Origin of the sequence: Tropicibacter alexandrii (genome assembly GCF_003667315.2) — a bacterium.
GTDB lineage: Bacteria > Pseudomonadota > Alphaproteobacteria > Rhodobacterales > Rhodobacteraceae > Tropicibacter > Tropicibacter alexandrii.
On sequence record NZ_RCTZ02000007.1, the window covers coordinates 32,043 to 55,243 of the forward strand.

Sequence of the window (23,201 nt, forward strand, 5' to 3'; positions counted from 1 at the left end):
GGCCTGTCCTTTCGGGGTTGCGTGTCATTCTCCGACTCCTTCGAGCCGGTCTTCGATATCCATCGCGGCGTTGCGCAGCGCGGCCAGCGTGTCGGCGTCGGGGGCCCAATAGGCGCGGTCCGAGGCCTCGATCAGGCGGTTTGCCATGCGCAGGGAGGCGGCGGGGTTCAGCGCCGACATGCGTTCGCGCATCGCCGCGTCCAGAACAAACGTCTCGGACAGCCGCTGATAGACCCAGGGTTGCACCTGACCGGTCGTGGCCGACCAGCCCAGCGTGTTTGTGACGTGGCTTTCGATCTGGCGCACGCCCTCGGCCCCGTGGCGCAAGAGCGCCTCATGGAACTTGGGGTTCAGCGACCGCGACCGGGTTTCCAGCGCCACCTGATCGGCCAACGTTCGCACCTTGCCCGTGCCGCGCGTGGTGTCCGAGATATAGATGGCGGCCTCTGTCCCGCCGCGGGCGCGGCGCACGGCGCGGGAAATCCCGCCCAGCGTGTCAAAGTAATGGTCGACCGTGGTCACGCCCAACTCGACACTTTCGAGGTTCTGATAGGCGAGGTCCACGGTGGTCAGCGCCTGTTGCAGCAACTCGGCCTGCTGAACCGGCTTGCCGTTCGTCCCGTAGGCAAAGCTTTTCCGCGCCTGATAGGCATCGGCCAGCTCGTCCTCGTCGCCAAAGACCGAGGCATCGACCATCTGGTTGACGTTGGAGCCATAGGCCCCCTCTGCATTCGAGAAGACCCGCAAGGCGGCGGTGTCCAGATCGCAGCCGATGGCCTGCGCATGGGCCAGCGCATGGGCGCGGATGTGGTTCAGATGCAGCGGCTCGTCCGCATGGGCGGCTTGCAAGGCGGCATCGGCCAGAAGCCGGGTCTGCAAGGGCAGCAGGTCGCGGAAGATCCCCGACAGCGTCATGATGACGTCGATCCGGGGGCGGCCCAGTTGGGCCAGCGGGATCAGGTCGGCGCCGCTCAGCCGCCCGAAATTGTCAAAGCGCGGTTTCGCGCCGATCAGCGCCAGCGCCTGCGCGATGCCGCAGCCGTCGGATTTGATATTGTCGGACCCCCACAGCACCAGAGCAATGCTGCGCGGCGTGGTCTTGTGCGTATCCAGCAGCAGTTGCGCCTGTTTCGCGCCCTCGCGGCAGGCGAATTCGGAGGGCATCCGGAACGGGTCGAAGGCATGGATGTTGCGGCCCGTCGGCAGGATGTCGGGCGAGCGGATCAGGTCGCCGCCCGGCACCGGCGGGGTAAAGCGGCCATCCAACGCGCGCAGGAGCGCGGGCATTTCGTGATCCTCTTGCAGCAGGGCGTCGGTGCGGGCGCGATGATCCTCGGCCACATGCGCCATGTAGTCGGCGCGGGCGGCATCGCTCATCGTCTGGCCGACGATGTGCAGCCCGTCGGGGATCAGCGCATCCTCGGTTTCCAGCAGGCGCAGCCACAGCGCGCCGGGTGCGTGTCCGCCCAGATCGACCGCCTCGGCCTGCTCGGCAATCAGGGTCTCCAACTCGGGCCGCTCCGGCGCGGCGGCGTCCATCGAGCGCCAGCGGGTCAGGCTGTCCTTCAACTCCAGCAGCCCGCGATACAGGCCAGCCGAGGCCAGCGGCGGCGTCAGGTGCGAGACCGTGACCGCGCCCGAGCGACGCTTGGCCAATGTCGCCTCGGAGGGGTTGTTGGCGGCATAAAGATAGACGTTGGGCACGTCGCCGATCAGCCGGTCGGGCCAGCAATCGGGGCCGGGGCCGGTCTGCTTGCCGGGCATGAATTCCAGCGCGCCATGCATCCCGAAATGCAGCAACACATCCGCGCCAAAGGTGCGGCGCAGGTACAGGTAGAACTGGGTGAAGGCGTGCGTCGGGGCAAAGCTGCCCTCGAACAGCAGGCGCATCGGGTCGCCCTCATAGCCGAAGGCCGGTTGCAACCCGACAAAGACATTGCCGAATTGCGCCCCCAGCACGAACACGCCGCGCCCGTCCGATTGCACCTTGCCGGGGGCGGGGCCCCATTGGCCTTCGATCTCGTCCAGCCACGGTGTCCCGGCAACGATCGCATCGGCGTCCACGCGGGCGGCGACATTGGCCTCTTGCCCGTAGGTCTCGGCATTGCCCTTCAGGACGGTGTCGCGCAGCGCCTCGACCGTGTCGGGCGGCGTCAGGTCATAGCCGCGCGCGGCCATGGCGTGCAGGGTGTTGAAGAGCGACTGGAAGACATCCAGATAGGCCGCCGTCCCCGCCGCGCCCGCATTGGGCGGAAAGCCGAAGATGACGATTCCAACCTTGCGGTCCGCCACCTGCTGACGGCGCAGGGTCGCGGCGCGCAAGGTGCGGTCAGCCAGACGTGCGATGCGGTCGGGGCAGGGGGCCATGGCCTTGGGCTGCTCTGGCTGGCAACGGTGCGCGCAGCCTGCGCAGCCGTCCTCGCCATGACGCCCGGCAAAGACCGTGGGATTGGTCGCGCCATCCAGTTCGGGCAGGGCGATCAGCATGGTCGTCTCGATCGGACCAAGCCCCTGCCGCGAAGTCGCCCATTGCTCCAGTGTCTGGAATTCCAGCGGATGCGCGGCCAGATAGGGGATGTCGAGCGCCCGGAGCACCTCGATGGCGGCGGGGTTGTCGTTATAGGCGGGGCCACCGACGAGGCTGAACCCGGTCAAGGACACCAGCGCGTCGATCTTCGCGCCGGTCTCATCGCGAAAGAAACCGTCGATGGCGGGGCGCCCGTCGAGGCCACCGGCAAAGGCGGGCAGGACGTTCAGGCCCTTGGCCTCCAATGCGCGGATCGCGGCGTCGTAATGGGCGGTATCGCCCGACAGCACGTAGCTGCGCATCATCAACAGGCCGACGGTGCCCTTGTCGCCGTTCTGCGGCAATGCGCTGGGATCGGTGGTGATCCGCGCGGGCAGGTCGGGGTGATAGAGGCCGGTTTCGGGGTATTCCAAAGGCGCGGCGGCGGCGATCCCGCGCCATTCCGGGCGGCGGCAATAGCGCGAGATCAAAAAGCGCACCATCGCCTCGATATTCTCGTCAGACGAGCCCAGCCAATATTGCATGATCAGGAACCACGCGCGCAGATCCTGCGCCTTGCCGGGGATCAGCTTGAGGATCTTGGGCAGGCGGCGCAGCATCCGCATCTTGCGCGCGCCATTGTCGACCGAGGGCTTGCCCGAGCCGCGCAGGGTCTTGAGAAAGCGCATCGTGCTGCTTTCGGGCGCGGCCATGTCGAGCGTGCCCATGCGGGTCAGCCGGACGATCTGGGTATCGGCGATGATCCCGGCCATGGCGTCGCACTGGTCGCGGCGCGCGGCGAGGCTGGGCAGGATGGCGCGGATGTGGTCTTCAAGGAACAGAAGGCTGGTGACGACGATGTCGGCCTCGGCGATGCAGGCCTTGGCGTGATCCAGCGCAGTCGGGTCCTCGCCCCATTCGGCGGCGGCCAGAACCGTCAGGTCCAGACCGGGGAAATCGGTGCCCAGCCTGCTGGCGACGCGGGCGCAGGCCGCGCAAGCGTGCGAATCCAGCGTCAGGATGACGATCCGGTAGGGGGCGGGGCCCCCGGTTATGAACCCGTCATCGCGCATAATGCGCCTTGGCTTCGTAAAGCGTGTCAACGCCGATCTCGCTCAGGCCGCGCTCGGTGGCGAAGGTTTCGGTGTTGCGCCGAGCCTTGCCCCGGACGAAGAACGGCACCTTGCGCAGTTCCTTTTCGGCGTCGTCCAGCCAGATGATGTTTCCGGGGGCTTGGGCAGGAGGTCCCGGGTCAAGCCCGGGACGCGGTGTCGCCTGCCCGCCGTGATGGCTGGGGCCTGCGGCGTCGTGAAACTCGAAATCCTCACGGAACATGGTCAGCAGGTGTTCTTCCAGCCCCATGACCAGCGGATGCACCCAAGTGTCGAAGATGACATTCGCGCCCTCGATCCCCATCTGGGGCGAGTAGCGCGCGGGGAAGTCCTGCACATGCACCGGCGCGCTGATGACCGCACAGGGGATGCCCAGACGCTTGGCCGTGTGGCGTTCCATCTGGGTGCCAAGGATCAGTTCGGGGGCGAGCTTGGTGATCTGGTCCTCGACATCGAGGTAATCGTCGGTGATCAGTGCCTCGACGCCGTATTCCTTGGCCAGCGCGCGGATCGGGCGGGCCATCTCGCGGTTGTAGCAGCCAAGCCCCACCACCTCGAAGCCCATCTCGTCCCGCGCAATTCGCGCGGCGGTGGCGACATGGGTGCCGTCGCCGAAAATGAACACGCGTTTGCCGGTCAGGTAGGTGCTGTCGACGCTGGCCGAATACCACGGCAGGCGCAGGCGGGTTTCATCCAGACGCGGGGCGACACTGGCGAGGGCGGCGACTTCGGCCACGAAGTCGCGGGTTGCGCCGACGCCGATCGGGATGGTCTTGGTGCAGGGCAGGTCCAGTTCGCGGGTCATCCAGCGGCAGGCGCTTTCGCCAGTCTCGGGATACATCAGCACGTTGAACCACGCAGCCCCCAGCCGGGTGATGTCCGCGGGCGTCGCGCCATAAGGCGCGCAGACGTTCACGTCGATGCCCATATCGCCCAGCAAGGCGGTCAGTTCGGTGATGTCGTCGCGGTGACGGAACCCCAGCGCCGTCGCGCCGATCAGGTTGCAGGACGGGCGCGCTGTCTTTTCGCACGGACGGGCAAGCCTGCGCACGATCTGGAAGAACGTCTCGTCCGCACCGAAATTTTCCTTGCGCTGGTAGCTGGGCAGGTCCAGCCCGATCACAGGCACCGGCAGGCCCATCGCCTCGGCGATGCCGCCCGGATCGTCCTGGATCAGTTCGGCGGTGCAGGACGCGCCGACGATCATCGCCTGCGGCTGAAAGCGGTCATAGGCCTCGCGGCAGGCGGTCTTGAACAGGTTCGCCGTGTCGGACCCCAGATCACGCGCCTGAAAGGTGGTGTAGGTGACGGGCGGGCGGTGGTTGCGCCGCTCGATCATCGTGAACAGCAAGTCGGCATAGGTGTCGCCCTGCGGCGCATGCAGCACGTAATGCAGGCCCTTCATCGCGGTGGCGACGCGCAGGGCACCGACATGCGGCGGGCCTTCGTATGTCCAGACCGACAGCTTCATTCCGCCGCCTCCAGCCTGAGCGCATTGGCCCGGCGCAGGGGACGGGCGAAGAGCCCGGCCAGATCGCCCGCCTGCTCGTAGAAATGCACCGGGGTAAAGACCAGCTCGATGGCCCATTTGGTGCGCAGCCCCTCGGCCTCGAGCGGGTTGGCAAGGCCAAGGCCGCAGACCGTCAGGTCAGGTTGCGCGGCCCGGCAACGGTCCAGTTGACGCTCGACATCCTGCCCCTCGGACAGGGTCGTGCCGTCGGGCAGCATGTCCAGATCGGGGCCAAGAATGCCGCGATGCAGATAGGGTGTGCCAACCTCAAGCGCGGTCATGCCGCATTCCCGGGTCAGAAACCGCGCGAGCGGGATTTCCAACTGACTGTCGGGAAAGAAGAAGACGCTCTTTCCGGCAAGGGTTTCGGCCGCCTGCGCGATGGCCCGGCGGGCGCGGGCGCGGGGGGCGGCGGTGACCGCGTCGAAGCGCGCCTGATCCACGCCAAAGGCCTCGGCAATGGCTTGCAGCCAAAGCGTTGTACCTTCCTCGCCAAAGGGCAGCGGGGCGGGGATGTGCCGCGCGCCGCGCCGCTCCAGCGCCGCATGGGTGTCGCCAAGGAAAGGCTGGGTCAGCGCGAAACGGGTGTTCGGCCCGACCGCAAGCACGTCATCCGCATGGCGCGTCGGCAGGATCGCCACATTGTCGATGCCCAGATCGGCCAGCAGGCTGCGCATCTGGTCCTCGGCCACGTCGGGCAGCGCGCCCGCGACGATCAACTGTTTTGCATCCGTCTCTGGCAGGACCGGGACCATGGCGGCCAGACAGGCATCCTCGCCCTCGGTAAAAGTCGTCTCGATCCCCGACCCGGAATAGTTCAGCACCCGCACGCGCGGCGCATGGATCGCCGACAGCCGCTCGGCGGCGCGGGACAGGTCCAGCTTGATGACCTCGGAGGGGCAACTGCCGACGAGAAAGATCTGCCGAATGTCGGCGCGCCGCGCCAGCAGGCGGGCGACCTCGCGGTCGAGCTCCTCGTGCAGGTCGGCCATCCCGGCGAGGTCTGATTCTTCGAGAATCGCCGTGCCGAAGCGGGGTTCGGCAAAAATCATCACGCCGGCGGCGCTTTGCAGAAGATGCGCGCAGGTGCGTGACCCTACGACAAGGAAGAACGCGTCCTGCATCTTGCGATGCAGCCACAGGATGCTTGTCAGACCGCAGAACACCTCGTGCTGGCCGCGTTCCTTCAGGACGGGGGCGGTGCGGCAACCGGTGGTGGGGACAGGGTCCGTCATGCCAGTTCCGCCGCTTGCAGGCGGGCCATGCGCAGCTTGCGCAGGAATTGCCCGGCATTGATCACATAGGTCGCATAGGCCGCCAGCGCGAGCCACATCAGCGCATCCGGGGACAAGGCTCCGGCGAACAGCGCCCACACGTATGCCGTGTGCAATCCGATCACCGCAAAGCTGAACACGTCCTCCCAGAAGAAGGCCGGCGCAAACAGGTATTGCCCAAACACGACCTTTTCCCAGATGGCCCCGGTGACCATGATGAGATACAGGAACCCGGTCTTGACCAAGATCGAAACCGTCGCCGCCTGATAGCCCTCGCCGCTGGCAAGGTAGCGTAGGACAAGCCCGAGAGAGACGAGGAAAACCGCGAATTGCAGGGGTGCTAGAATGCCCTGAACCAGCGTCCAGACCGTGCCGTCGCGGCGTGCGCGCTGGTCATCGGTATAGAGCCGAAAGCCGATTTGGTGGTGGGTCGCTGCGGGCGTCATGTGCCCCTCGCATTCGCTGGAAACACCCTCGATGCTAAGAGGTGGGCTCGTAAACTGTCAATTAAAATTTACACTTTTGCCGTCAACTCTGATGCAAGGATCGGTCGGTTTCTCGCTGGGGACGGCTGCCTGAATGATCCGCGCGAGCGGCAGTTTTGCTGAGTCTCAGATTCCGATCCCTCTCCAGACCCCAAGTATTCATGGGTTTTGGCAGCATCACGAGATTTGAATGTCAATAAAAATTGACAATTGAGCTGCGCACGCGCAGGCTGTCAGGTGAGCAGTCCTTAATCCTAAGGTCACACAGGGACCGCATCCATCGCACCTTGGGAGGGGGCATGGAGATGTCCACGAGACCAAATACCTACCGTTCCACATCTGCGCGGGATACGTCCCTCCGGCTCTTGGTGGAATCGGCCGTGCGCAAGGTCGCATCCGAGCGCACCCAGCAGCAGCCCAGAACGCGTGAGGACTGGATCGACCGGCTATGTGCCGCGTTGGTCTCGGAATCGGAGACGTCCTGCCAGTCTGTGCTGTCGTCCATGGTGTCGAACGGCATCAGCCAGGACGACATCTTGCAGACCTATGTCCCCGAGGCGGCCCGCCGTCTGGGCGAGATGTGGCTGGATGACAGTGCCAGTTTCGTCAAGGTTACCGTCGGTGCGGCACGGCTGCAGCGGCTCTACCGTGACCATGGCGGGATCAACCTGAACGGGTGGCCAACGCGGACCGTCCCGCTCGGCCAGTCCGCCCTGATGGTGGTGCCGATCTTCGAAACGCATTCATTGGGCGCCTTCGCGGCGGCGGATCAGTTGCGCCGTCACGGTGTCTGGGTGCACATGGCCATCGGCTTGAACGCGCAGGAATTGCGACAGGTGATCGCCGCCTCGCAGTTCTCGATGATCGGAATGTCGCTGGCGACCGCCGACTCGCTCGACGCGGCTGCGGGCCTGATTGGCTATCTACGGGAAAATCTTGAGCATTTGCCGCCCATCGTCGTCGGTGGGCGTGTCGTGGACGTGGCGATTAACGTTGCGCAGCGGTGCGGAGCGGACTATGCCGTTAATACGGCCCGCGAAGCGACGTCTGCATGCGGTCTGGCGACGCTGGCGACACCCTTGAACGCCGTGCAATCGAGCTAACCGGGCATACGCCCCCCCCCGACGGAGGAATGCATTGGCACGGCAAGGAGACAAATCCGCGTGGTTCAGTACCGGGATTTTTCCCGATGCGTCTCTCGTCCCGGGCCTTTTGGAACACGCTGCGGATATCTCTGTATCGCTGGATGCCGATCTGACCATCAACGCGATTGCGGTCAATCCCGTCGCGGCCTCGCTGGGCTGTCTGGATCACTGGGTCGGGCGCCCGTTCGAAGACTTTCTGGCCGAGGAAAGCCGGATCAAGTTCCGCGACCGGATCAGCGCCGCGCGCAACGATGACAGCGGCCTGCCGATGCGGATGGAACTCAACCATGTCGACAACGCGACATGGGACTTCCCCGTCGCCTATTCCGCCCACCGCATTCCCGATGGCGGAGTCCTGTTGCTTGGCCGCGACATGCAGCCTTTGGCGGAGTTGCAACGCAGCCTCGTGAGCGAGCAACTGGCCCGTGAACGCGACTACCAGAAACTGCGCGCCGAAGAGGCCTGTTTCCGAGTCGTTCTGGACACGTCGGAAACCGCCATCGTCCTGATCGACCCCAAGCAGGGCCGAATCCGGGACCTGAACGGGGTCGCGGCTGGGCTGCTGGGCACGATTGCCGCCTCCCTGAACGGGTCGGTTCTGGCGCAATGCTTCGAAGGCCGCCGCCGCGAGGAATTGGGCGAGGCGCTGCAAGCCGCCGCTTCGGGCGACGAGGGGCGCGGAATCGAGGTTGTCTGCCGCCGGACCGGCCGCCCGCTGACCCTGTATCCCCGCTTCTTCCGCGCTGCCAGCGAACTGGTTCTGGTCTGCCGGATCGCCGGATCGGGCGAGACCGCCGAAGACGGCGATGCGACCTTCTTTCTGGGCGAACTGTTTTCCGGCAGCACCGATGCCATCGTCCTCACCGATTCCAAGGGGCTGATCCGCGAAGCCAACGAGGCGTTCCTGATGATGGCCGACGCCGCCTTGTTGCGGAATGTCAGGGACCAGCCCTTGGCCGATTTCCTGTCGCGCGGCGCAATCGATCAGAAGCTGATCTTCGAAGCGGCGGATCAGGACACGCGCCTGCGCAGCTACAACACGCAGGTCATCAGCCCCGTCGGCTCGCGCACCTCTGTCGACATTTCCGCCGCACGGCTGCGGCAGGGCAATGGCGCCTATGGGTATGGCTTGATCATCCGCGACGTGACGCGGCGCGACTCGCTGGATGCCGAGGCCGGCCCGCTGGTGATCAGCGAGGACGCGATGAAGCACATGATGGACTTGGTGGGCACCGCCTCGCTCAAGGAACTGGTTTCGGCGACGTCGGACGTGGTCGAAAAGATGTGCATCGAAACCGCCTTGCAGCTGACCTCGAACAACCGGGTGGCGGCGGCGGACATGCTGGGCCTGTCCCGTCAAAGCCTCTACGTGAAGCTGCGCAAGCACGGGTTCATCGACGATTCCGACAGCAACTGACGACTGTCAGGCAAATTAGACCTTTCCAAATGCAGGAGTGTATAGTTTACTTGACACCATGAGTGTCGGGATAAGCATACAGTCTACCAGGCGCACACCCAGCCCCCGCGCCGTTCTCACCTTGGTGAAGCCAATCACATGGTTTCCGCCGATCTGGGCGTACCTCTGTGGCGCGGTCGCTTCGGGCGTCGCGCTGGGGCAGGCGCCGGGCTTGGTCGTGGCGGGCATGGTGCTGGCGGGGCCGGTGGTCTGCGCCATGAGTCAGGCCGCCAATGACTGGTGCGACCGGCATGTGGACGCCATCAACGAGCCACACCGCCCGATCCCCTCGGGACAGGTGCCGGGCCTCTGGGGCCTGTGGATCGCGCTCGCCATGAGCGCGCTGGCCTTGGTGTTTGGTGCCTTCCTCGGGCCTTGGGGATTCGGCGCAACGGTGTTCGGCGTGCTGGCAGCTTGGGCCTACTCGGCGGAACCCGTCCGGTTGAAGCGGTCCGGCATCTGGGGGCCGGGCCTTGTGGGCCTGTGCTACGAGGGCCTGCCTTGGTTCACCGGCGCGGCGGTGCTGTCCGGCGGCCTGCCGTCTTGGCCGGTGATCGGGGTTGGTCTGCTATATGCGCTGGGCGCGCATGGCATCATGACATTGAACGATTTCAAAGCCTTGCAGGGGGACCGGGAAACCGGGGTGAATTCCCTGCCGGTGACGCTAGGGCCGGATCGGGCCGCGCGGGTTGCCTGCATCGTCATGGCGCTGCCGCAGGTGCTCGTGATCGGCCTTCTGGCGCTGTGGGACCGTCCGTTTCACGCTGCGGCCATCGCCGCGCTGCTGGCCGGGCAGGTCTGGGCCATGCAGGTGCTGCTGCGCGATCCAAAGGCGCGGGCGCCTTGGTACAACGCCACCGGGGTCACGATGTATGTCACGGGCATGATGGTCGCCGCCTTTGCCCTGCGCGCAATGGGAGGGGCGTCATGACCCTAGGATGGATATCGATTGCCCGGCTCGGGCTGGTGCAGATGGCCTTGGGCGCGATCGTGGTGCTGACCACCTCGACGCTGAACCGGCTGATGGTGGTGGAACTGGCTTTGCCCGCCGTTCTGCCGGGCCTTCTGGTGGCGTTGCATTACGGCATCCAGATCACACGCCCGAAATGGGGGTTCCTGTCCGACACCGGAGGGCGGCGCACCCGTTGGATCATCGGAGGCATGGCGGTTCTGGGGCTTGGCGCCATGGGCGCGGCGCTGGGCGTGGTGCTGTTCGAAACGCATATCGCTGCGGCGCTGGCGCTGTCGATCTTGTCCTATGCCTTGATCGGGCTGGGCGTGGGGGCGTCAGGCACCTCCCTGCTGGCGCTTTTGGCCAGCGCCACGGCCCCGCACCGGCGCGCGGCGGCGGCCACGATCACCTGGCTGATGATGATCGCCGGGATCGCCCTGACCGCAGGCGGCGTCGGCGCGATGCTCGACCCGTACAGCCCCGCGCTGCTGCTGAGGATCGTGGCCATGGTCTGCCTCGGCGCGCTTGCCATGACGGCGCTGGCGGTGTTCGGCATCGAAAAAGGGCTGACGATTTCCGAGAGACCCGCCCAGGCAACACGCTTTGTCGATGGGCTGAAGGATGTCTGGGCCGATACGGATGCACGGCTTTTCACCATCTTCGTGCTGCTGTCCATGACGGCCTATTTCATGCAGGAACTGATCCTAGAACCCTATGCAGGCCTCGTCTTTGGTCTGACGCCGGGCCAGTCCACCTCTCTGAGCGGCGCGCAAAACGGAGGCGTCTTCCTCGGCATGCTGACCGTCGGCATCGCCGCGACCGGCCTGCGGATCGGCAGCTTGCGGGCCTGGGTCGTGGCCGGGTGCCTCGGCTCGGCGGCCAGCCTGTGCCTGATCGCCGCCCTTCCGGCGCTGGACAGTGCCAGCGCCCTGCTGCCCGCCGTCGTCCTGCTGGGCTATTGCAACGGCATGTTCGCCGTCGCCGCCATCGGCGCGATGATGGCGCTGGCGGGGCAGGGGACGGAGCGGCGCGAGGGCACCCGCATGGGTTTGTGGGGCGCGGCGCAGGCGCTGGCGGCAGGCTTTGGCGGCCTGCTCGGCGCGGCCTCTGTCGATGTGACGCGGCGGCTCGCGACCAGTGATGCCACCGCCTTTGGTGCCGTCTTCATCGCCGAGGCGCTGCTGTTCGTGCTGGCGGCCAGCATGGCCGCGCGGGTGATCGAAGCCCGCCGCGCCCCCGTCCAACCCACTGTTGTCGCAGGAGAATGAGCCATGCCCGATCTTGATGTCATCGTGGTCGGAGGCGGGCCTGCAGGCGCCACCGCGGCCGAGGATCTGGCCCGGTCCGGCCATCGCGTGGCCTTTCTGGATCGCGATGGGCGCATCAAGCCCTGTGGCGGCGCTATCCCACCCCGGCTGATCGCGGATTTCCACATTCCCGACGACCTGCTGGTTGCCCGCATCACCACCGCGCGCATGATCGCGCCCAGCGGGCGCAAGGTCGATATCCCGATCGAGAATGGCTTTGTCGGCATGGTCGACCGCGAGGTCTTTGACGCCTATCTGCGCGACCGTGCCGAACATGCCGGGGCGACGCGCCTGACCGGCACCTTCCTGCGGATCGAGCGCGACCCGGACGGGCCAAGCGTCATCTACCGCGACAAGGCCAGCGGGGCGGAACGCAGCCTGCGCACGCGGCTTGTGATCGGCGCGGATGGCGCGCGCTCGGTCGTGGCGCGGGCCGAAGTGCCCGGCGGCGACCGCATCCCCTACGTCATCGCCTATCACGAGATCGTCGCCGCGCCGCAGGCCGGTGGCCCCTATGACCCGGATCGCTGTGACGTGGTTTATGACGGGCGCATTTCCCCGGATTTCTACGGCTGGGTCTTTCCGCATGGGCAACATGCCAGCGTCGGCATGGGGTCGATGCTGCGCGATGTCGATCTGAAACAGGCCACCGCCGCTTTGCGCGAAGCCAGCGGCATGACGGATTGCAAGACGATCCGCCGCGAAGGCGCGCCGATCCCGCTCAAACCGCTGGACCGTTGGGACAATGGCCGCGACGTGGTGCTGGCGGGGGACGCGGCGGGCGTCGTCGCCCCCAGTTCGGGCGAGGGCATCTATTACGCCATGGTCGGTGGCCGCGTCGCCGCCACGGCGGCAGCGGCTTGCCTGACGACCGGGCGCGCACGCGACCTGCGGCTGGCGCGGCGCCTGTTCATGCGCGAACACAAGATGGTGTTCCGCGTGCTGGCCTCGATGCAGAACGCCTATTACCGGTCGGACGACCGGCGCGAACGGTTCGTGTCGCTCTGCCATGACATCGACGTGCAGCGGCTGACCTTCGAGGCCTATATGAACAAGAAACTGGTGCGCGCGCGTCCGATGGCGCATCTGCGCATCGGGCTCAAGAACCTTGCCCATCTCAGCGGGCTGGTCTCCGCCGAGCGCACCTGACGCCCGGCGGACCGTCTCAGGGCTGGTAGCGCCATTCGCCCTTTTTCGCTGCCAAGGCTTCCTCGCCAGCAAGCAGCGTCGACGGCGGCTGTTCAGACCGGGCCGCGCGGTGCTCCGGCGCGATCTGGGCGTCCGGGGCGGCAGTTTGCTTCGGTGCCTCGGCGGGTGGGTCATGCGGCCCGTCCTCGTCCCAGCCGGGCACGCCCTTCAGCCCTTCGAACGGACCCCAGTCATCCAGCGCCAGCCCGCAGACATGGCGTTGCAGGAAAGCGCCACATCCGAGCAGGACAAGCACCCCGGCAATGGCCGCGATGATGCCGCCGGTCGCGATGCCGACGATCGCGGCGACACATAGCCCGGCCAGTCCACTCAATAGCCAGCAAATGGTCTGGCAGCTGTTGTTGTCAGAACTTTTCGACACGCCTTACGTCCCCCATCAATTTCGGTGCAATGAGAGGGAGCCTAGCAGCTTTCGGCGATTCCGTCCTCATCCGGGTTGCGAAAATCGCCAAGGCATTGCGCTGCTTGCAAATCGAAGCCGTCCTGCCCCGTTGCGCAGCGGGTCAACAGGCGGCGGTGACGATGATTTCGACCTTCAGCTCGGGCCGTGCGAGCCGTGCTTCGCCGCAGGCGCGGGCGGGGGCATGGCCCTCGGGCACCCAGGCGTCCCAGACCGCGTTCATCTCGGCGAAATCGGCCATATCGGCAAGCCAGATCACCACCTGCAACATGCGGTCGCGCGACGATCCGGCCTTGGCCAGAAGGGCGTCGACCCGGCCAAGGCAATCGCGGGTCTGCTCGGTCACCGTGTCGCCATCGCCGACCTGTCCGCACAGGTAGGCCACGCCGTTATGCTTGACGATCTTGCTCATGCGCTGGCCGGTCTCGATGCGTTCGATCATGTGAAGTCTCCTATTCCGCCGCGTCCTGCGCGGTCTGGTCCATCTGTGCCAATTCGCCCAGCGTCACCGGTTTGAGCGGCGCGCGCACGCGATAATATCCTGTCGCATCGGGCGTTTGCCCGTTGGCCTCGGCCAATAGGGCGGTCACGGTCAAGCCGCAATAGCGCCCTTGGCACGGGCCCATCCCGGCGCGGCCAAAGGCCTTGGCCTGGTTCGGTCCAACACAGCCCAAGCTGGCGTAGTTTCGGATATCCCCCGCGGTCACCTCTTCGCAGCGGCAGATCAGCGTCGCATCCGCAGGCGCCAGTGCCTCGGGGCAGGGCGGATAGGCGCGGTCGAGAAATGGGCGCACGGCGCGTTCGCGGGCAAGGGTCGCGCGCAAGGGCGCGGCCTGCCGGTCAAGCTCGGTCTGTGTGATGCGTCCCGCAGCCTGCGCGACATGCAGGGCCGCAAGGCGACCGGCCTCTTCGGCCACTTTCGCCCCGCCGATCCCGGCGCTGTCGCCGGCAACGTAGATGCCGGGCACGTCGCTTTGGCCCCAAATGTCGAGCCGTGGCAGGAAACAGGCCTGCGCCGCGTTCCAGTCATGGGCGATCCCAAGCGACCGCGCCGCCTGCACGTTTGGCACGACGCCGTGATGCAGGTAGACCGTGTCGCAGGCGATCCGGTGCGATTTGCCGCCCGCGGAAAAGGACAGGGCCTCGGCGCGGGCAAGCCCCTCGATCGCGAGGCCGGTGGCGCCGACATGGCGTTTCACCCCGCCACGCTTGAGTTCGGCCAGCAGGCCCAGCCCCTTGAGCAGATAGCGCCATCCGCGCAAGGCCCCGCCGAGGTGGCGCATCGCCCCCAGCAGATCGCTGCGTGTTGCGGTTTCCACCAGCGCCAGCGGCGGCGTTCCGGCGCGCAGCATCTGCGCGGCCGTCAGGTAAAGAAGGGGACCCGTGCCCACCAGCACCGCGCGCCGGGCCAGCACGCCCGATTGCTTGAGCAGGATCTGCCCGGCTCCGGCGGTCATCACCCCCGGCAGGGTCCAGCCGGGCAGGGGCATCGGGCGCTCGATGGCACCGGTGGCCAACAGCACGCGATCCGCCATGACCTGCGCGCCGCGCCCGTCTTTGGTGTAGGACAGGGCAAAGCCCTCTTCGATGGCCCAGACCACCGCGCCGCTGACATGGTCGACGCCGCTGTGTTTCAGGGCCGCCGTCAGGGTTGCGCCATGGGTGTAGTCTGGCCCGAGGAGATCGCCACGCAACGCCGCTGCGCGATCCACGTCGCGATAGATCTGGCCGCCCGCGCGCGGTTGTTCATCCAGCAGCGTGACGCGCAACCCCTGCCGCGCGGCCAAGGCGGCGGCGGCCATGCCCGCAGGGCCTGCGCCGATGATGGCCAGATCAACCCGCGTCATGGTCACCCTCGTGCGGTCGGTCGATCTGCAAGCCTGCGGTGACCTCGGTCATGCAGGCCTGCCGTGCGACCCCGTCGATCTCGACGAGACAGTCGAAACAGGCCCCCATCATGCAGAACGGCCCACGCGGCGCGCCGGAAACCGGCGTCTGCCGAAAAGCGCCCACCCCGGCGGTCAGCAACGCGGCGGCAAGGTTCGCGCCCAAGGGCAGGTCCAGCGGCGCACCGGCGAAGGTGACCGTGACCCGGGATGCGGTCTCGGTTTCAAGAAACGGCGAAGCGTTGTTCACTGAACACCTCCAGATCGGGCGCGGCCTCGGTGCCTTCGAGCCAGTCGGGCAGCAGGCGGGCATGGGCCGCGGCAAGGGTGATGCCGCTGTGACAGGTCACCAGATAGGCGCCGGGCATCGTCGCGCTGTGTTGGTAGATCGGCAGACCATCGGGCGACAACACGCGCAGCGCGCCCCAAGACCGCACCAGCTGCGCCTTGGCCAGCGCCGGGTAGGCCGCGATGGCATCAGCGGCGAGACCGGACAGGCCGGGTTGCGTGACGCGGTCGTCAAGGCCGACCTCTTCGTTGGTGGCGCCGATCTGGATGCCGCCCTCGTCGACCTGCCGGGCGATCAACGAGGGGCGGTTGATGAGTTTGGGCAGCTTTTCGGTGATCAGCACCTGCCCGCGCTGCGGACGGATCGGTGCCTTGAAGCCCATCGACGGCCCCAGCGTCGCAGCCCCCAGACCGGCGGCCAGCACGACCTTGGCCGAGGTGACGGTGGTGCCATCCTCGCAGGTGACGCGGAAACTGTCGGGTTTGCTCACGCGGCTCACCGTCTTGCCGGTCAACACCCGCCCGCCCAGACGGCGCACATCGGCAGCTAGCGCGCGCAGCAGCTGAAGCGGGTTCGCGTGGCCGTCCTGATGGTGCAGGATCGCGCCGACGACCTTTGGCCCGATATGCGGCTCTTCCTTGCGCAGGGCGTTGTGGCCGAGAACCTCGAACGGGTAGTCGCCGCCCAGTTTTTCCTTGAGCACGTTATACTTGTCGACGGTCTCTTGCAGGCTCTCCTCGGAGAAGTGCAGGTCGTAGCCGCCGTTTTGTTCCAATGGCACCGACTGCCCGGTGGCGTCACCCAGTTCGGCGGCGAAATCGGCCCAGAGCGCGGCGGAGCCTTGTGACCACTGCGCATAGCGCGGCTGGTTCATGCCCTTGGACTGCACCCAGACCAGCCCGAAATTGCCCCGGCTGGCGCGGAACGACCCGTCATCGCCATCCAGAACGGTCACGGTGCGCCCGCGCTTCAGCAGGCCCCACGCGACCGAAAGGCCAACGACGCCGCCGCCGATGAGGGTATAATCGGTTTCCATTGGTCCTGCTCCGGTCGGGTTGGCCGGGCGATACGCACCGCCCGGCCCCTTTATGGGGATCAGTTGGCGCTTGCCGCAACTTTGTCGAGGATCGCCTGCCCCCAATCGGCGCCCACGTCTTCCAGAACGGCGGGCCAGACATCGGCGCGCGCCTTGGCCGCCATCGCGGCGAGGTCCTCGTCGCTCAGCTTGACGACGGTTGCGCCCAACTCGTCCACCAGACGCTGTTCGTTGCGCGCCTGATCGGCCTCGGCGACCTCCCAGCGGGTGGCCTCGAACGCGGCGGCCTGTTCGCGCAGCGCCGCTTGGTCCTCGTCCGACAGCCCGGCGAGGCTTTCGTTCGAGATGATCATGTACCACACCTCGAAATGGGTGTTGGCGGGGATGTAGGTCTTGGTCACGTCGCGGAACGAGGCGTAATAGCCCTCGGCCCCCGAGCCGATGACACCGTCGACCACCCCGGTCTGCACGGCGGTGAACGCCTCGGAGAAGGGGATCGGCGACGGGATGTACCCCAGCGCCTCGCCGGTCAGCTGGAAGGACTTGATGCCCGGCACGCGGACCTTGATGCCGTTGGGCTCGACCGAGCCGGCCATCTTGTTTTCGACGTTCAGCGCGATGCCGCCGAAATAGACCGGGTAGGCGGCCAGCATGGTGATGTCCTGCTCGGAATACAGGTCCGCCATGACCTCGCGCACGACACCGCCCGGGCCATAGACCGCGCGGGCCTGACCCCAGTTGCCCGCCAGATAGGGGAAGGAGCTGATCTGCATGCGACGGTCGGCGGCGGTGGCGGCAGGCTGGGTGGCCATGTCGATGGCGCCGACGCTGATGCGTTCCTGCACCGTGGTATAGTCGCCCAAGGCCGAGGCCGGGAAGAGGTTGATCGACACGTCACCGCCGGTGGCCTCGGCGACCTTTTCGGCGAAGGCGCGCAATTCCACGTCGATGGTGGCGTCCTGCGGACGCACATGGCTCATTTTCAGGTTTTGCGCCTCGGCGTAGCTGCCAAGGGCTATCAGGGCGGCGGCAGCCGTGGTCAGGAATGCATGTTTCATTGGGTCTTTCCTCCGTATTGTCAGGGGTTTCAGTTGGGCAGGGGTTCAGGGGGCCACGTCGTAGCCAAAGAAGCGCGGCAGGAAGAGCGACAGGTCCGGCCAGAGCGAGGTCAGGAAGACCACCGGCACATAGCCGAACAGGATCAGCTTCATCGCGGGGGGGATGACCTTGGTCACCTTCACCTTGCCGATCCGCGCGCCGAGATACAGGATCGAGGCATAAGGCGGCGTGACGCCCCCCATGGCGGTGTTCACACCCATGATCGCGGCGAATTGCACCGGGCTGACCCCGATCGCCTGCATCAGCGGCAGCAGCAAGGGCGCAATCAGGATGATAGCGGTCACGTCGTTCACCACCATCCCCACAAGAAACAGCAGGATGTTGATCAGGATCAGCAGCAGGACCTTGTTCTCGGTGATGGCAAAGATGCCCTGCACCAACTGCTGCGGGATGCTTTCATAGACGAACATCTGGCTCAGGATCATCGAGAACAGGATCATCATCATGATCGCGCCGACCGCCGTGGCCGCCTCTTTGCCAGCGAAGAGAAAGTTCTCCCACCGCAGGCCCTTGTAGATCAGGAAGCCCACGGGAATGGCGTAGATCACCGACACGGCGGCGGCCTCGGTGGGTGTCATGACCCCGCCATAGATGCCGCCAAGGATGATGACCGGCATCAGCAGCGCCGGAAAGGCGTGGATGCCGCGCTTGGCCACCTCGCCCGACAGTTCGGAAAAGCTGGGCTTGTCGTCAAGGATCAGGTTGAACTTGCGCGACATCACAAGGTTGATGATCGAAAACGCCACCATGATCAGAAGGCCGGGGCCGAGCGTCGCCAGAAAGCAGGCGAGGATCGAGGTATCGGTCACCCAGCCATAGACGATCATCGTCACCGATGGCGGGATCAGCAGGCCAAGGATCGAGGAATTGGCGATCAGCGCGGTGGCGTATTCGCGCGGGTAGCCGCGCTTTTCCATCTCGGGGATGAGCAGCGGCCCGATGGCGGCGATGCCGGTCAGGCCAGAGCCGGAGATCGCCCCGATCACCGCGCAGCTGACCGCCGCCACGACGCCCAAGCCCCCGCGCACATGGCCGATGAACGCATTGACGAAGCGCAGCAAGGACGCGGCAATCCCGCTTTCGGACATGATCGTTCCGGCGAGGACAAACAGCGGGATGGCCAGCAGCACCGGGTTGCCCATCTGCTGGAACCCCCACAGCATCATGCCCTTCATCGTCACGTCGCCGACGAAATACATCACCATCAGCGCCGCGCCAAAGCAGTAGGGCAGCGGCACGCCCAGCGTCAGGGTGATGACCAGAATGGCGATGGCGATCAGCGCGATCTCGATCATGCTTGCTCTCCCGTGCGCAGGGCGCGGATGTGGCGCGTCAGGTGCCACGCGGTGTAGACCATCATCAGGCCCAGCCCCGTCAGCAGCGCGATGTCGGAATAGAAGGTCGGGATGTACAGCGTCGGGCTTTCGCGCCAGACCCGCCACGCGTAGCGGGTGTAATCCCACGCCCAGCTCAGCAGCCACAGCCCGACGATCAGGCTGATGATCTCGCCCACGATGGCAAGGATCGTATGGCCGCGATCCGTCTTGATGAAGATTTCCAGCACGTTGGCGCGGATATGCGTGTTCTCGCGCGAGGCGTTGACCGAACCGAGGATATACAGCCACAGGGTCGGATAGAGCATCGTCTCTTCCAGCCCCATCACGGGCACTTGCAGGACGTAGCGCGTGATCACCTGCACGAACTGGCCAAGGGCCACGATGCAGATCAGCGCCGTCAACAGGTATTGTGCGAATCTGTCCATCTGTCCCCCGCCCGGTCGCGCCGTGATGTTGCGATGTGGGGCATGACACTGGACAAGCATCATAAAATCAATTTCATAATATCTGTGACTTCATAAACCAAGGTTATGACTATGCATCTCTCCCTGCGGCAGTTGTCCACCTTTCGCGAAGTCATGCGATCCGGTTCGATCAGCCAAGCTGCGCGGACCCTCGGGCGCACGCAGCCTGCGGTGTCGACCATGGTGCAAACCCTCGAAGCGCAGCTTGGCCTTGCGCTGTTCGTGCGCACGCAGGGCAAGCTGACCCCGACCCCCGAGGCGCGTTTCTTTCTGGAGGAATGCGAGGACATCCTCGACCGGGTGGAACGGACCGAACGCGCGCTGGACCGGATCAGCGCCCTGCAATCGGGAAAGTTGCAGGTCGCCTGCCATCCCGCAGCGTCGAGTGTCTTTCTGCCCCGCCTGATGACACGGTTTCTGGAGGGGCGCGACGCGCTGGAGGCGTCATTGATCATGCGGTCCTCCGACGTCATCGAAGACCTTATCGCCTCGCAGCAATTCGATGTGGGCTTCTCGGAGACGCCGCAGCCCCGGACGTCGATCACGCAGGCGGATTATGATCTGGAATGTGTCTGCATCCTGCCGAAGGACGACCCGCTGGCCCGCGCCGATCTGGTCACGCCAGCGGATCTCGACGGGCGACCCATGGCGGTGCTGTTCGACGATCACCCAACGGCGATCCAGACCGAGGCCGCCTTTCGCGAGGCCGGGCGGCATTTCAACAAGCGGCTGGAATTGCGGACCTTTCTGCCCGGTCTGCACTTTGTCGAGGCGGGTTTGTGCGTGATGGTCTGCGATATGATCACGGCCTACAGCCAGTTGCATCTGGCGCAGGGGCAACAGCGTCTGGCGATCCGGCGCTTTCGCCCCCGGATCTCGAACAGCGTCTCGATCCTGACGCCCGGTTATGCCACGCAGTCGGTGGTCGCGCGCGCCTTCATCGCCGATCTCAAGCAGGCCGTCGGACAGATGCAGGAGGTCATGGGGCAGGCCCTGTCGTGACGGCTGGCCCGGTCTAGCAGCCCGTGGCCTGAATCAACCCCCAGCCGTACAGCGCGTCCTTGCCCGCCGTCCCAAGGTCGATGGCCCCGCCGCGCAGGCGCTCGATCAGGCCGGAGCGGCTTGTCGGGCCGCGCGCCAGTTCGCGGGCCAGCACGCCCGCCGCGATCGCCGCCGCGTAGGATGTGCCCGACCGATACGCCGGGCCGCGCAGTGACGGCACCAGCACATCGACGCCGGGCGCGGCGAAATCCACCTCGGGTCCGGAATTCGAACTGCGATACAGCCGCCGTGCCGCGTCGACGGCGGTGATGGCGATCACCCGGGGATCGGAGGCCGGGTAGGCCACCGCCCGCCTGTCGTTTCCCGCCGCCGCGACGAGGATGATGCCCTTGGCATCGGCCATGCCGATCACATGTTCCAGCGCGGCGTTATACCGCCCGGCCAGCGACATGTTCACCAGCGCCACCCGCTCGGACACCAGCCAGTCCAGCGCCTTGGCGATGTTTTCCAGCCGGGCGACGTCGCGACCGCCGTTCCGGGCAAAGGCGATGACCGAATACAGATGCGCGCCGGGGGCAAAGCCCGGCGGCGTGTCCGGCCCGCCCGGGCTGGCGATCAGCGCGGCGATTCCGGTCGCATGATCCGCCGATCCTATGCGCTCGGCTGTGCCAAGCACGGAGTTGGAGAAGATCGGAACGTTGCGCAGAGCGTCACTGGACTTTTCGATCGGCCCGTCGATCAACCCGATCCGCACCGGTCGGGTCAGGCTGCAGCCTTGGGTCGCGGGCAGGCCGACCAGCGTGTTGGCATAGACCCGCCCTGCGGCCATGGCATAGACCGCGTGCCGGTCGACGGTGGCGGAAATCCCGCGCTGCGCCAGAAGCGAGCGGACTTGGGCGAGTGTGATCTGCCCGTTCAGATCGACCGCGACCATGCCTAGGTTCAGGGACCCGAGGCTGACAGTGCGCAAGATCACCACGCCGCGCTGGGCCAGCACGACCTGCGCAGCCGATATGTCACGGGCCGAACCGACGAGCAGGTATTCGGGCGCGCCGCTGGGCGCGGCGACGTCGTTTCGGGTGGCCTGGTCGATCGTTACCGGCCCACGGCGGGACAAAAGCCCTTGGCGAAGCTGTGCGCCCGGCGCGGCGTTTGCCCCCGGCGCCGTCTGGTCGCCTTGTTGGCCGGGGGCCGTCCCCGGCGTGCCGCCACCGCCCCCTCCGCCGTCGCCCGTACCGGCAGCCGGATCGGCGCACATCCGGGCATTGGCCACGACCTTTTCCCGTCCGTTCGATTCCACGTGCACGAACTTGATCGGCTCGTTGTAGGGCAGCCCGACAGACGGCAGCCTGATTTGCATCCGGCTGACGGTAAAGGAAAGCAGCGTCACCGAAACAAGGCCGCCTTCGGTGCGGACCTTGATGTTCGGCGTGGCATTGCGCAGGTATCCCGGCGTCGGCACCTCGACGGTGTCGCCGGGCAGAAGGCAGTTGCGCCCCTGTGCCTGCGCCATCTGGGCGAGGCACAGTGCGACGAGGGCGGCCATGAGGACCGTGGCGATCTGTTTCATTGCACCCTTTCGACGCTTTCGACCAAGTCGCTTGCCGATCCGAGGCGGTCGATCAGTTGGTCCAGATCGTCCCCCGCGCCAGAGGTCAGGCGATAGAGCCCCAGCGCCGACGGCCCTTCGACGATCGACAGGCCGTGCTGCAACAGGAGGTCATCGATCGCCCCCTGCCGCGCATCCGGGCGGAAGGCCACGATCAGCGCACCCGCGCCATTGCCGCCGGAGGCCTGTTCGTACAGTTCCGTCTGCGGGCGGTCCATCTGCGCAACGAGGATCGCCGCCGCCACGACGACCGCCGCCAGACCGGACCCGATCCAATAGGCATGGGCTCTGGCCCGCGCCGGTCGGGGCGGCGTTTCGATGTCGCGCATCAGCCGCGCCAGCCCGAACGCACCGGGCGAAAAGGCGGGTGCCTCGGACTGCATCCGGTCCCGCAGGGCGGCCAGCGCCGCGCGCTCGCGGTCCAGCGCGGGATCGTGCTCCAGCGCCAGCCGAACCGTTTCACGCTCGTCATCATCGAGCGTGCCGTTCACGTAGAACGGCAAGAGCGCCTCGATATCCTTGGCATCGATTGGCTGTGTCATCGCTTCACTCCCATCCTCAGCCGCCCTTCGAGGCAATGCATGAGAAGCTGTTTCGCGTGAAAGACCCGCGTCTTGACCGTTCCTTCGGGGATGTCCATCACCTTCGCGATCTCGCGATAGGCCATGTCCTCGTAGAAGGCGAGTTCGACCGCCATGCGCTGCTGCGGCTTCAAGCCTTCGAGGCACAGCCGCACATGTTCGGCCTCTTCCACGGCGGCAAGACAGGCTTCGGCATTGGGGGCATCGTCCCGCTGTTCGGGCACGTCCCCGACCAAATCTGTGCGCGCTTGTCGCCGAAACACGTCCATGACCTTTCGATAGGCGATCCCGAAAACCCAGGACTTGACGGTCGAACGACCCTCGAACTGAGCTGCATTTCGCCAGATGTGCAGAAATACATCGTGAAGTATGTCGGCGGACTGGAAGGGATCGTTCAGTTTCAGGTTGATGAATCTGAACAAGGGCCGTTCCAGTTCGGAATACAGCGCCGTGTAGGCCGATTTGTCCTGCTGTCCGATGGCGGCCAGCAGCGCGCGCAGGTCCTTGTCCGGGCGGGGCATG

The 23,201-nt window shown here is 66.1% G+C and carries 21 protein-coding genes; 6 read left to right on the top strand and 15 right to left on the bottom strand.

Annotation, left to right across the window (positions count from 1 at the left end):
* Positions 1-24: 24 nt before the first annotated feature.
* The 4 genes from D8Z78_RS10685 to bchF are packed head-to-tail and all read right to left on the bottom strand — an operon-like array spanning position 25 to position 6,848.
* Positions 25-3,579 (bottom strand): magnesium chelatase subunit H, encoded by a 3,555-nt coding sequence (locus D8Z78_RS10685; protein ID WP_121630124.1) that lies wholly within the window; start codon positions 3,577-3,579, stop codon positions 25-27.
* Positions 3,569-5,089: a ferredoxin:protochlorophyllide reductase (ATP-dependent) subunit B gene (gene bchB, locus D8Z78_RS10690; protein WP_121630125.1), complete on the bottom strand. Its 1,521-nt coding sequence runs from the start codon at positions 5,087-5,089 to the stop codon at positions 3,569-3,571. Before bchB ends, D8Z78_RS10685 begins: the two co-directional genes overlap by 11 nt.
* Entirely contained in the window at positions 5,086-6,363 is a 1,278-nt protein-coding gene (locus tag D8Z78_RS10695; protein ID WP_121630126.1) for a ferredoxin:protochlorophyllide reductase (ATP-dependent) subunit N, read from the bottom strand. Before D8Z78_RS10695 ends, bchB begins: the two co-directional genes overlap by 4 nt.
* Positions 6,360-6,848: a 2-vinyl bacteriochlorophyllide hydratase gene (bchF, locus tag D8Z78_RS10700; protein WP_121630127.1), complete on the bottom strand. Its 489-nt coding sequence runs from the start codon at positions 6,846-6,848 to the stop codon at positions 6,360-6,362. The genes D8Z78_RS10695 and bchF overlap by 4 nt, the downstream gene beginning before the upstream one ends.
* Before the next feature lie 344 nt (positions 6,849-7,192).
* Here bchF and D8Z78_RS10705 point away from each other — a divergent pair, with 344 nt between their 5' ends.
* The 5 genes from D8Z78_RS10705 to D8Z78_RS10725 all read left to right on the top strand — a co-directional run bounded on the left by D8Z78_RS10705 (position 7,193) and on the right by D8Z78_RS10725 (position 12,896).
* Complete coding sequence (locus D8Z78_RS10705; RefSeq protein WP_121630325.1) at positions 7,193-7,990, top strand: cobalamin B12-binding domain-containing protein; 798 nt, start codon at positions 7,193-7,195, stop codon at positions 7,988-7,990.
* A gap of 109 nt (positions 7,991-8,099) precedes the next feature.
* Positions 8,100-9,449 (top strand): transcriptional regulator PpsR, encoded by a 1,350-nt coding sequence (gene ppsR, locus D8Z78_RS10710; RefSeq protein WP_240672087.1) that lies wholly within the window; start codon positions 8,100-8,102, stop codon positions 9,447-9,449.
* Between the two features lie 58 nt (positions 9,450-9,507).
* On the top strand, positions 9,508-10,419 hold the full coding sequence (chlG, locus tag D8Z78_RS10715; protein WP_121630129.1) for a chlorophyll synthase ChlG: 912 nt from the start codon (positions 9,508-9,510) through the stop codon (positions 10,417-10,419).
* Positions 10,416-11,708, top strand: coding sequence for a BCD family MFS transporter (locus D8Z78_RS10720; RefSeq protein WP_121630130.1), 1,293 nt, complete (start codon positions 10,416-10,418; stop codon positions 11,706-11,708). Before chlG ends, D8Z78_RS10720 begins: the two co-directional genes overlap by 4 nt.
* Before the next feature lie 3 nt (positions 11,709-11,711).
* Entirely contained in the window at positions 11,712-12,896 is a 1,185-nt protein-coding gene (locus tag D8Z78_RS10725) for a geranylgeranyl diphosphate reductase (RefSeq protein WP_121630131.1), read from the top strand.
* A 16-nt stretch (positions 12,897-12,912) separates the two neighbouring features.
* Here the strand turns inward: D8Z78_RS10725 and D8Z78_RS10730 are convergent, their stop codons facing one another.
* The 8 genes from D8Z78_RS10730 to D8Z78_RS10765 all read right to left on the bottom strand — a co-directional run bounded on the left by D8Z78_RS10730 (position 12,913) and on the right by D8Z78_RS10765 (position 19,448).
* On the bottom strand, positions 12,913-13,269 hold the full coding sequence (locus D8Z78_RS10730; protein ID WP_121630132.1) for a hypothetical protein: 357 nt from the start codon (positions 13,267-13,269) through the stop codon (positions 12,913-12,915).
* Positions 13,270-13,459: 190 nt separating this feature from the next.
* On the bottom strand, positions 13,460-13,798 hold the full coding sequence (locus tag D8Z78_RS10735) for a RidA family protein (protein WP_121630133.1): 339 nt from the start codon (positions 13,796-13,798) through the stop codon (positions 13,460-13,462).
* A gap of 10 nt (positions 13,799-13,808) precedes the next feature.
* Positions 13,809-15,203 carry an FAD/NAD(P)-dependent oxidoreductase gene (locus D8Z78_RS10740; RefSeq protein WP_121630134.1) on the bottom strand — a complete coding sequence of 465 codons (1,395 nt, stop codon included), beginning with the start codon at positions 15,201-15,203 and terminating at the stop codon, positions 13,809-13,811.
* Complete coding sequence (locus D8Z78_RS10745) at positions 15,190-15,492, bottom strand: 2Fe-2S iron-sulfur cluster-binding protein (protein WP_206169672.1); 303 nt, start codon at positions 15,490-15,492, stop codon at positions 15,190-15,192. Before D8Z78_RS10745 ends, D8Z78_RS10740 begins: the two co-directional genes overlap by 14 nt.
* Complete coding sequence (locus D8Z78_RS10750; protein WP_121630136.1) at positions 15,467-16,567, bottom strand: NAD(P)/FAD-dependent oxidoreductase; 1,101 nt, start codon at positions 16,565-16,567, stop codon at positions 15,467-15,469. The genes D8Z78_RS10745 and D8Z78_RS10750 overlap by 26 nt, the downstream gene beginning before the upstream one ends.
* 59 nt (positions 16,568-16,626) lie before the next feature.
* Positions 16,627-17,625, bottom strand: coding sequence for a TRAP transporter substrate-binding protein DctP (gene dctP / locus D8Z78_RS10755; protein ID WP_121630137.1), 999 nt, complete (start codon positions 17,623-17,625; stop codon positions 16,627-16,629).
* A gap of 45 nt (positions 17,626-17,670) precedes the next feature.
* The gene (locus tag D8Z78_RS10760) at positions 17,671-18,981 is read right to left on the bottom strand and encodes a TRAP transporter large permease (protein ID WP_121630138.1); all 1,311 of its coding nucleotides are present in this window, start codon (positions 18,979-18,981) and stop codon (positions 17,671-17,673) included.
* Entirely contained in the window at positions 18,978-19,448 is a 471-nt protein-coding gene (locus tag D8Z78_RS10765; protein ID WP_121630139.1) for a TRAP transporter small permease, read from the bottom strand. The genes D8Z78_RS10760 and D8Z78_RS10765 overlap by 4 nt, the downstream gene beginning before the upstream one ends.
* Positions 19,449-19,553: 105 nt before the next feature.
* On the opposite strand from D8Z78_RS10765, the gene D8Z78_RS10770 reads away from it, so the two are divergent.
* Complete coding sequence (locus D8Z78_RS10770) at positions 19,554-20,489, top strand: LysR family transcriptional regulator (RefSeq protein WP_240672088.1); 936 nt, start codon at positions 19,554-19,556, stop codon at positions 20,487-20,489.
* A 13-nt stretch (positions 20,490-20,502) separates the two neighbouring features.
* On the opposite strand, the gene D8Z78_RS10775 is transcribed toward D8Z78_RS10770, so the two are convergent.
* The 3 genes from D8Z78_RS10775 to D8Z78_RS10785 are packed head-to-tail and all read right to left on the bottom strand — an operon-like array spanning position 20,503 to position 23,200.
* Positions 20,503-22,059, bottom strand: a complete 1,557-nt coding sequence (locus D8Z78_RS10775) for a S8 family serine peptidase (protein WP_121630141.1) — start codon at positions 22,057-22,059, stop codon at positions 20,503-20,505.
* Complete coding sequence (locus D8Z78_RS10780) at positions 22,056-22,640, bottom strand: anti-sigma factor (RefSeq protein WP_121630142.1); 585 nt, start codon at positions 22,638-22,640, stop codon at positions 22,056-22,058. The genes D8Z78_RS10775 and D8Z78_RS10780 overlap by 4 nt, the downstream gene beginning before the upstream one ends.
* Positions 22,637-23,200 (bottom strand): RNA polymerase sigma factor, encoded by a 564-nt coding sequence (locus D8Z78_RS10785; RefSeq protein WP_206169673.1) that lies wholly within the window; start codon positions 23,198-23,200, stop codon positions 22,637-22,639. Before D8Z78_RS10785 ends, D8Z78_RS10780 begins: the two co-directional genes overlap by 4 nt.
* Between the last annotated feature and the right edge of the window lies 1 nt (position 23,201).

Bases quoted from the DNA above. Each gene is read 5' to 3' on its own strand.
- bchB (WP_121630125.1), bottom strand. From the start codon at position 5,089: ATGAAGCTGTCGGTCTGGACATACGAAGGCCCGCCGCATGTCGGTGCC.
- dctP (WP_121630137.1), bottom strand. From the start codon at position 17,625: ATGAAACATGCATTCCTGACCACGGCTGCCGCCGCCCTGATAGCCCTT.
- D8Z78_RS10770 (WP_240672088.1), top strand. From the start codon at position 19,554: ATGACTATGCATCTCTCCCTGCGGCAGTTGTCCACCTTTCGCGAAGTC.
- D8Z78_RS10695 (WP_121630126.1), bottom strand. From the start codon at position 6,363: ATGACGGACCCTGTCCCCACCACCGGTTGCCGCACCGCCCCCGTCCTG.
- D8Z78_RS10760 (WP_121630138.1), bottom strand. From the start codon at position 18,981: ATGATCGAGATCGCGCTGATCGCCATCGCCATTCTGGTCATCACCCTG.
- D8Z78_RS10765 (WP_121630139.1), bottom strand. From the start codon at position 19,448: ATGGACAGATTCGCACAATACCTGTTGACGGCGCTGATCTGCATCGTG.
- chlG (WP_121630129.1), top strand. From the start codon at position 9,508: ATGAGTGTCGGGATAAGCATACAGTCTACCAGGCGCACACCCAGCCCC.
- D8Z78_RS10735 (WP_121630133.1), bottom strand. From the start codon at position 13,798: ATGATCGAACGCATCGAGACCGGCCAGCGCATGAGCAAGATCGTCAAG.
- D8Z78_RS10720 (WP_121630130.1), top strand. From the start codon at position 10,416: ATGACCCTAGGATGGATATCGATTGCCCGGCTCGGGCTGGTGCAGATG.
- D8Z78_RS10725 (WP_121630131.1), top strand. From the start codon at position 11,712: ATGCCCGATCTTGATGTCATCGTGGTCGGAGGCGGGCCTGCAGGCGCC.
- D8Z78_RS10685 (WP_121630124.1), bottom strand. From the start codon at position 3,579: ATGCGCGATGACGGGTTCATAACCGGGGGCCCCGCCCCCTACCGGATC.
- bchF (WP_121630127.1), bottom strand. From the start codon at position 6,848: ATGACGCCCGCAGCGACCCACCACCAAATCGGCTTTCGGCTCTATACC.
- D8Z78_RS10740 (WP_121630134.1), bottom strand. From the start codon at position 15,203: ATGACGCGGGTTGATCTGGCCATCATCGGCGCAGGCCCTGCGGGCATG.
- D8Z78_RS10780 (WP_121630142.1), bottom strand. From the start codon at position 22,640: ATGACACAGCCAATCGATGCCAAGGATATCGAGGCGCTCTTGCCGTTC.
- D8Z78_RS10775 (WP_121630141.1), bottom strand. From the start codon at position 22,059: ATGAAACAGATCGCCACGGTCCTCATGGCCGCCCTCGTCGCACTGTGC.
- D8Z78_RS10785 (WP_206169673.1), bottom strand. From the start codon at position 23,200: ATGCCCCGCCCGGACAAGGACCTGCGCGCGCTGCTGGCCGCCATCGGA.
- D8Z78_RS10750 (WP_121630136.1), bottom strand. From the start codon at position 16,567: ATGGAAACCGATTATACCCTCATCGGCGGCGGCGTCGTTGGCCTTTCG.
- D8Z78_RS10705 (WP_121630325.1), top strand. From the start codon at position 7,193: ATGTCCACGAGACCAAATACCTACCGTTCCACATCTGCGCGGGATACG.